The sequence below is a fragment of the Trabulsiella odontotermitis genome, from assembly GCF_001297775.1.
GTDB lineage: Bacteria > Pseudomonadota > Gammaproteobacteria > Enterobacterales > Enterobacteriaceae > Trabulsiella > Trabulsiella odontotermitis.
Genome location: NZ_LIFX01000026.1, coordinates 1 through 7,188 on the forward strand (window position 1 = coordinate 1; position 7,188 = coordinate 7,188).

Genomic DNA, 7,188 nt, shown 5'->3' on the forward strand with positions numbered 1-7,188 from the left:
CCGCCTTCACGGATTGCGAAACGCAGACCGTCGTCCATCGCGATCGGGTGGATCAGGGTAACAACCATTTTGATGTTGTCGCCCGGCATTACCATCTCAACGCCTTCCGGCAGTTCGATGGTGCCAGTCACGTCAGTTGTACGGAAGTAGAACTGCGGACGGTAGCCTTTGAAGAACGGAGTATGACGGCCGCCTTCGTCTTTGGACAGAATGTACACTTCAGATTCGAACTTGGTGTGCGGGTTGATGGTGCCCGGCTTCGCCAGTACCTGACCACGTTCGATTTCTTCGCGTTTGATACCACGCAGCAGAACACCTACGTTCTCACCAGCACGGCCTTCGTCCAGCAGTTTGCGGAACATTTCTACGCCAGTACAGGTTGACTTCGCAGTCTCTTTGATACCAACGATTTCAACTTCTTCACCTACTTTGATGATACCGCGCTCTACACGACCGGTAACAACGGTACCACGACCGGAGATGGAGAATACGTCTTCGATCGGCAGCAGGAACGGCTTGTCAATCGCACGCTCTGGTTCCGGAATGTAAGTATCCAGGAAGCCAGCCAGTTCGATGATTTTCGCTTCCCACTCTGCGTCGCCTTCCAGCGCTTTCAGAGCAGAACCACGAATGATCGGCGTGTCGTCGCCCGGGAAATCGTACTGAGACAGCAGTTCACGAACTTCCATCTCTACCAGTTCCAGCAGCTCTTCGTCATCAACCATGTCGCATTTGTTCAGGAACACGATGATGTACGGAACGCCTACCTGACGACCCAGCAGGATGTGCTCACGAGTCTGCGGCATCGGGCCGTCAGTCGCAGCAACTACCAGGATTGCGCCGTCCATCTGTGCCGCACCAGTGATCATGTTTTTAACATAGTCGGCGTGGCCCGGGCAGTCTACGTGTGCGTAGTGGCGAGTCGGGGTATCGTATTCAACGTGAGAGGTGTTGATGGTGATACCACGAGCTTTTTCTTCCGGCGCGTTATCGATCTGATCGAATGCGCGAGCAGCACCACCGTAGGTTTTAGCCAGTACGGTAGTGATTGCAGCGGTCAGCGTTGTTTTACCATGGTCAACGTGGCCGATAGTACCGACGTTAACGTGCGGTTTTGTACGTTCAAACTTTTCTTTAGACATCGATTGTCCCTCTAAGACACGGATAAATCGGTGATACCACCACATCAACCAGGCAATATGCCTGAATCGTTGAATGCATTTACATGTTTACAGAGAGAAACAGGGAGGAGAAGTGAAGTGGTGCTGATACCCAGAGTCGAACTGGGGACCTCACCCTTACCAAGGGTGCGCTCTACCAACTGAGCCATATCAGCACGTCTGGAGCGGGCAGCGGGAATCGAACCCGCATCATCAGCTTGGAAGGCTGAGGTAATAGCCATTATACGATGCCCGCATCCTGAAACTCGGCTACCCAGTTCTTTCTGTAACAAAAAAGAGATTTCTCTCTTTTATGTTTGAGCTGAATAATTTTTTTACCAGCTCAGGCGGCGAAAACGCTGCCAGAAAGTGGTGGTGGGGGAAGGATTCGAACCTTCGAAGTCGATGACGGCAGATTTACAGTCTGCTCCCTTTGGCCGCTCGGGAACCCCACCTGATGGTGCCGACTACCGGAATCGAACTGGTGACCTACTGATTACAAGTCAGTTGCTCTACCTACTGAGCTAAGTCGGCATCAAGTAGCGCGCATTCTAGGGAGACCTGCGTGCTCATGCAACTAAAAATTTGCATAAAACGTTCTATCGCTCACATTTTGTGCGCCAACAGTAAAAAACGATGTAATTTCAGCCAGCAAAGAATAAAAATCCGGCTTTTTGCCAGTGCCGCTGTATCTCCTGCGCCATTTGCAGGATAACGACTAGCACAAATTTTCAGTCCCTGACGCCAGGTCATCGGGTGAGTGGCGAAAACATCGACTTTCCCGCCTCGCCCGGGAGCGATCCCGACAAGTTTACTATGCCAGTACCAGCGCCCTTTTGCCGCCCGCTATGGGGCAGCGATATATAAGCATTCAGAAGGGGTGCTTCACCGCTAATGCATCGATTGAATAGATTTTTTCTTATTATTCGCCCCCATCTGGTGTTACCCTCCTGCCCATTGTCCTGATTAACTGAATGTGACGCGCCACATTTTCACAGCATTATCTGTGGCGACGAGAACATGCTTATGAGAAAAAAAGAGCAAGCGTTAATGACACCCTACTTACAGTTTAACCGTAGCCAGTGGGCTGCTCTTCGTGACTCCGTTCCGATGACGTTGACCGAAGGCGAAATTACGCGGTTAAAAGGCATCAATGAAGATCTGTCCCTGGAAGAAGTCGCCGAAATCTATTTGCCGTTGTCGCGTCTGCTGAACTTCTATATCAGTTCCAACCTGCGTCGTCAGGCGGTGCTGGAACAATTTCTGGGGACAAACGGACAGCGCATTCCTTATATCATCAGCATTGCGGGAAGCGTGGCGGTCGGGAAAAGCACCACAGCCCGTGTATTGCAGGCGCTGTTGAGCCGCTGGCCGGAACATCGCCGTGTTGAACTGATTACCACTGACGGTTTCCTGCACCCTAACGCGGTGCTGAAAGAGCGGGGATTGATGAAGAAAAAGGGCTTCCCTCTTTCTTATGATATGCACCGTTTAGTCAAATTCGTTTCAGATCTGAAATCCGGGGCGACAAACGTTACCGCGCCGGTCTACTCCCATCTGATTTATGACGTTATTCCTGACGGTGACAAAACGGTCGCTCAACCGGATATTCTTATTCTGGAAGGATTAAATGTTCTGCAGAGTGGAATGGATTATCCGCACGATCCGCATCATGTTTTTGTTTCTGACTTTGTTGATTTTTCAATCTATGTTGATGCACCGGAAGAGCAGCTTAAAAGCTGGTATATCAACCGCTTTTTAAAATTCCGCGAAGGGGCATTTACGGACCCGGATTCTTATTTCCATAACTATGCGAAGTTAAGTAAAGAGGAAGCTGTAAATATTGCGACATCGTTGTGGAATGAAATCAACTTGCTGAATTTGAAAGAGAACATTCTACCGACCCGTGAACGCGCCAGTTTAATTCTGACCAAAAGCGCTAACCATTCTGTCGAGCAGGTTCGTCTGCGGAAATAAATAAAGGGAGCATCTGCTCCCTTTATTTTACTCTGCGCTTCGCAGGGAAATTTCGCCACCCATCCAGGGTTTAACGACGCCATCCTGTTCAAGTAAAAGCGCACCCTGAGCATCTATTCCACGGGAAATACCATAAATTTCTTTGTCGCCAATAATCAACTTAACCGGGCGATTGATGAAATTGTCCAGTTTTTCCCAACGGGGCAGCCAGGGCGCTAACCCTTCCTGCTCGAAAAGTTGCAACGAGCTACGCAGCTCTTTGATTAAGCGTACGGCCAGAGTATTACGATCAAGCGTAATTCCGGCTTCCTGCAAATTAATCCATCCCTGATTAACTACATCTGTTTCTACACGACGCATCGCGAGGTTAATCCCCGCCCCAATAACAAGCTGCGCCGCGTCACCGGTTTTCCCGGTCAATTCCACAAGAATGCCCGCCAGCTTGCGATCGTTCAGGTAGAGATCGTTCGGCCATTTTACCCGAACCTGATCGGCTCCCAGACTTTGCAGCACTTCCGCCATCACAATACCAATCACCAGACTCAGGCCGATAGCGGCAGCGGGCCCTTGTTCCAGTCGCCAGTACATCGACAGATACAGGTTGGCGCCAAAAGGAGAAAACCATTTTCTGCCACGGCGCCCGCGGCCTGCGTGTTGATACTCCGCCACGCAAGCGTCGCCCGACTGTAGCTCGCTCATTCTGTCCAGGAGATACTGGTTGGTTGAATCGATAACCGGCAGCACAGCCACATCGCCCTGCGGGAGTTGGCTGTGGATCAGCGCTTTGTTCAGAAGCTGTATAGGCTCCGGCAGGCTGTACCCCTTCCCAGGCACGGTAAAGACATCCACACCCCAGTCCCGCAAGGTCTGAATGTGTTTGTTGATTGCCGCCCGGCTCATGCCCAGATGTTCGCCCAGTTGTTCACCCGAGTGAAATTCGCCATCAGAGAGGAGCGAGATAAGCATCAATGGAATGGTGTTGTCTTTCACGCAATTTTCTCCACAGCACTGACTTCGCCGGTGCTGCCAATGAACCGAACTTCAGGCTCCAGCCAGACATTAAATTTCTCGCCAACCTGCTGGCGTACGAAGTGTGCCAGTGCGACAACATCATTGCTCGTCGCCTGATTTTCATTGATAAGCACCAGAGCCTGCTGACGGTGTACCGCCGCGCCGCCGATTTGCTTACCTTTAAGCTGACACTGGTCGATCAGCCAGCCTGCGGCGAGCTTCACGGAGCTATCTGGCTGAGGATAATGAGGCGCCGCAGGGAAACGCGCCAGCATGTTCCGGGCCTGCTCAGCACTGACTACCGGATTTTTGAAGAAACTGCCGGCGTTCCCGTTCACTTTCGGATCAGGCAGTTTTGACATACGCATGTGGCACACAGAATCAAATACCTGCTGAGGGGTAACGGTTTGCGGATCAAGCCGTGTCAGGTCGCCGTACGTGAGCACCGGATGCCAGGCTTTTGCTAATTGCAGACCAACCGCCACAATGGCGTAGCGATCCTGATATTCGTGTTTGAAGATACTGTCGCGATAGCCGAAACGGCATTCCTGCACAGTCAGGCGTTGTTCTTTGCCCGTTGCCAGCTCGATGCAGTCGACATACTCGCAGACCTGTTTGAATTCCACACCGTAGGCACCGATGTTCTGTATTGGCGCAGACCCTGCACAACCGGGAATTAACGCCAGATTCTCAAGGCCCGGGATGTTATTTTCCAGCGTAAACTGCACCAGTTTATGCCAGTTTTCGCCAGCCCCAACGTGCAGATGCCATGCAGTCGTATTTTCCTGAACCGTAATCCCTTTGATTCGGTTCACGATGACAGTTCCTGAATAGTCTTCCAGGAAGAGCACATTACTCCCCTCTCCCAGGATCAGCACCGGCTGCTGATTTTCGGTCGCCTGCTGCCAGGTTTGTTGTAATTGTTGGGCATTTTCGACGCAAACAATCTGTTGCGCGCAGCAATCGATCCCGAAGGTATTCCAGGGTTTTAGAGAATGATTCATGAGACGCTTTCCTGAGACAAAAACGGGGCTAGTTTACCGTATCTGAGCCGGGAAGGCTTGAGGGTTTTTTAACGGACAAAAACGCAAAAAGGCCATCCTTCCGGATGGCCTCTTCACSYAATGGATGCCTGGCAGTGTCCTACTCTCACATGGGGAAGCCCCACACTACCATCGGCGCTACGGCGTTTCACTTCTGAGTTCGGCATGGGGTCAGGTGGGACCACCGCGCTAAGGCCGCCAGGCAAATTCTGTTATCTGTATCAGGCTGAAAATCGTCTCTCAACACCAAAACATCTTCGGCGTTGTAAGGTTAAGCCTCACGGTTCATTAGTACCGGTTAGCTCAACGCATCGCTGCGCTTACACACCCGGCCTATCAACGTCGTCGTCTTCAACGTTCCTTCAGGACTCTCAAGGAGTCAGGGAGAACTCATCTCGGGGCAAGTTTCGTGCTTAGATGCTTTCAGCACTTATCTCTTCCGCATTTAGCTACCGGGCAGTGCCATTGGCATGACAACCCGAACACCAGTGATGCGTCCACTCCGGTCCTCTCGTACTAGGAGCAGCCCCCCTCAATTCTCCAGCGCCCACGGCAGATAGGGACCGAACTGTCTCACGACGTTCTAAACCCAGCTCGCGTACCACTTTAAATGGCGAACAGCCATACCCTTGGGACCTACTTCAGCCCCAGGATGTGATGAGCCGACATCGAGGTGCCAAACACCGCCGTCGATATGAACTCTTGGGCGGTATCAGCCTGTTATCCCCGGAGTACCTTTTATCCGTTGAGCGATGGCCCTTCCATTCAGAACCACCGGATCACTATGACCTGCTTTCGCACCTGCTCGCGCCGTCACGCTCGCAGTCAAGCTGGCTTATGCCATTGCACTAACCTCCTGATGTCCGACCAGGATTAGCCAACCTTCGTGCTCCTCCGTTACTCTTTAGGAGGAGACCGCCCCAGTCAAACTACCCACCAGACACTGTCCGCAACCCGGATCACGGGTCCACGTTAGAACATCAAACATTAAAGGGTGGTATTTCAAGGTCGGCTCCACGCAGACTGGCGTCCACGCTTCAAAGCCTCCCACCTATCCTACACATCAAGGCTCAATGTTCAGTGTCAAGCTATAGTAAAGGTTCACGGGGTCTTTCCGTCTTGCCGCGGGTACACTGCATCTTCACAGCGAGTTCAATTTCACTGAGTCTCGGGTGGAGACAGCCTGGCCATCATTACGCCATTCGTGCAGGTCGGAACTTACCCGACAAGGAATTTCGCTACCTTAGGACCGTTATAGTTACGGCCGCCGTTTACCGGGGCTTCGATCAGGAGCTTCGCCTTACGGCTGACCCCATCAATTAACCTTCCGGCACCGGGCAGGCGTCACACCGTATACGTCCACTTTCGTGTTTGCACAGTGCTGTGTTTTTAATAAACAGTTGCAGCCAGCTGGTATCTTCGACTGGTCTCAGCTCCATCCGCAAGGGACTTCACCTACGCACCAGCGTGCCTTCTCCCGAAGTTACGGCACCATTTTGCCTAGTTCCTTCACCCGAGTTCTCTCAAGCGCCTTGGTATTCTCTACCTGACCACCTGTGTCGGTTTGGGGTACGATTTCGTGTTACCTGGAGCTTAGAGGCTTTTCCTGGAAGCAGGGCATCTGTCACTTCAGCACCGTAGTGCCTCGTCATCACGCCTCAGTGTTAAAGCGCTCCGGATTTGCCTGGAGCACACACCTGCACGCTTAAACCGGGACAACCGTCGCCCGGATGACATAGCCTTCTCCGTCCCCCCTTCGCAGTAACACCAAGTACAGGAATATTAACCTGTTTCCCATCGACTACGCCTTTCGGCCTCGCCTTAGGGGTCGACTCACCCTGCCCCGATTAACGTTGGACAGGAACCCTTGGTCTTCCGGCGAGCGGGCTTTTCACCCGCTTTATCGTTACTTATGTCAGCATTCGCACTTCTGATACCTCCAGCAGTCCTCACAGACCACCTTCAACGGCTTACAGAACGCTCCCCTACCCAACAAC

4 protein-coding genes, 4 tRNA genes and 2 rRNA genes are annotated in these 7,188 nt (G+C 52.1%); 1 reads left to right on the forward strand and 9 read right to left on the reverse strand.

Annotation, left to right across the window (positions count from 1 at the left end):
* The 5 genes from tuf to AOY23_RS21170 form a co-directional block, all read right to left on the reverse strand.
* A partial coding sequence (gene tuf, locus AOY23_RS21150; RefSeq protein ID WP_054177828.1) for an elongation factor Tu occupies window positions 1–1,142 on the reverse strand: 1,142 nt, incomplete at its 3' end.
* Between the two features lie 118 nt (window positions 1,143–1,260).
* Window positions 1,261–1,336: transfer RNA gene (locus AOY23_RS21155), tRNA-Thr, on the reverse strand.
* A 5-nt stretch (window positions 1,337–1,341) separates the two neighbouring features.
* Window positions 1,342–1,416, reverse strand: a tRNA-Gly gene (locus AOY23_RS21160).
* Window positions 1,417–1,530: 114 nt separating this feature from the next.
* A tRNA-Tyr gene (locus AOY23_RS21165) sits at window positions 1,531–1,615 on the reverse strand.
* A 3-nt stretch (window positions 1,616–1,618) separates the two neighbouring features.
* Window positions 1,619–1,694: transfer RNA gene (locus tag AOY23_RS21170), tRNA-Thr, on the reverse strand.
* A gap of 492 nt (window positions 1,695–2,186) precedes the next feature.
* Between AOY23_RS21170 and coaA the strand changes: the two genes are divergently transcribed.
* Window positions 2,187–3,137 (forward strand): type I pantothenate kinase, encoded by a 951-nt coding sequence (gene coaA, locus AOY23_RS21175; protein WP_054181215.1) that lies wholly within the window; start codon window positions 2,187–2,189, stop codon window positions 3,135–3,137.
* Window positions 3,138–3,164: 27 nt separating this feature from the next.
* On the opposite strand, the gene birA is transcribed toward coaA, so the two are convergent.
* The 4 genes from birA to AOY23_RS21195 all read right to left on the reverse strand — a co-directional run.
* Window positions 3,165–4,127, reverse strand: a complete 963-nt coding sequence (birA, locus tag AOY23_RS21180) for a bifunctional biotin--[acetyl-CoA-carboxylase] ligase/biotin operon repressor BirA (RefSeq protein WP_054181213.1) — start codon at window positions 4,125–4,127, stop codon at window positions 3,165–3,167.
* Window positions 4,124–5,152, reverse strand: a complete 1,029-nt coding sequence (murB, locus tag AOY23_RS21185) for a UDP-N-acetylmuramate dehydrogenase (protein WP_054181214.1) — start codon at window positions 5,150–5,152, stop codon at window positions 4,124–4,126. Before murB ends, birA begins: the two co-directional genes overlap by 4 nt.
* A 126-nt stretch (window positions 5,153–5,278) precedes the next feature.
* Window positions 5,279–5,394 (reverse strand): 5S ribosomal RNA (rrf, locus tag AOY23_RS21190).
* Window positions 5,395–5,458: 64 nt separating this feature from the next.
* A 23S ribosomal RNA gene (locus AOY23_RS21195) occupies window positions 5,459–7,188 on the reverse strand; the annotation flags it as partial.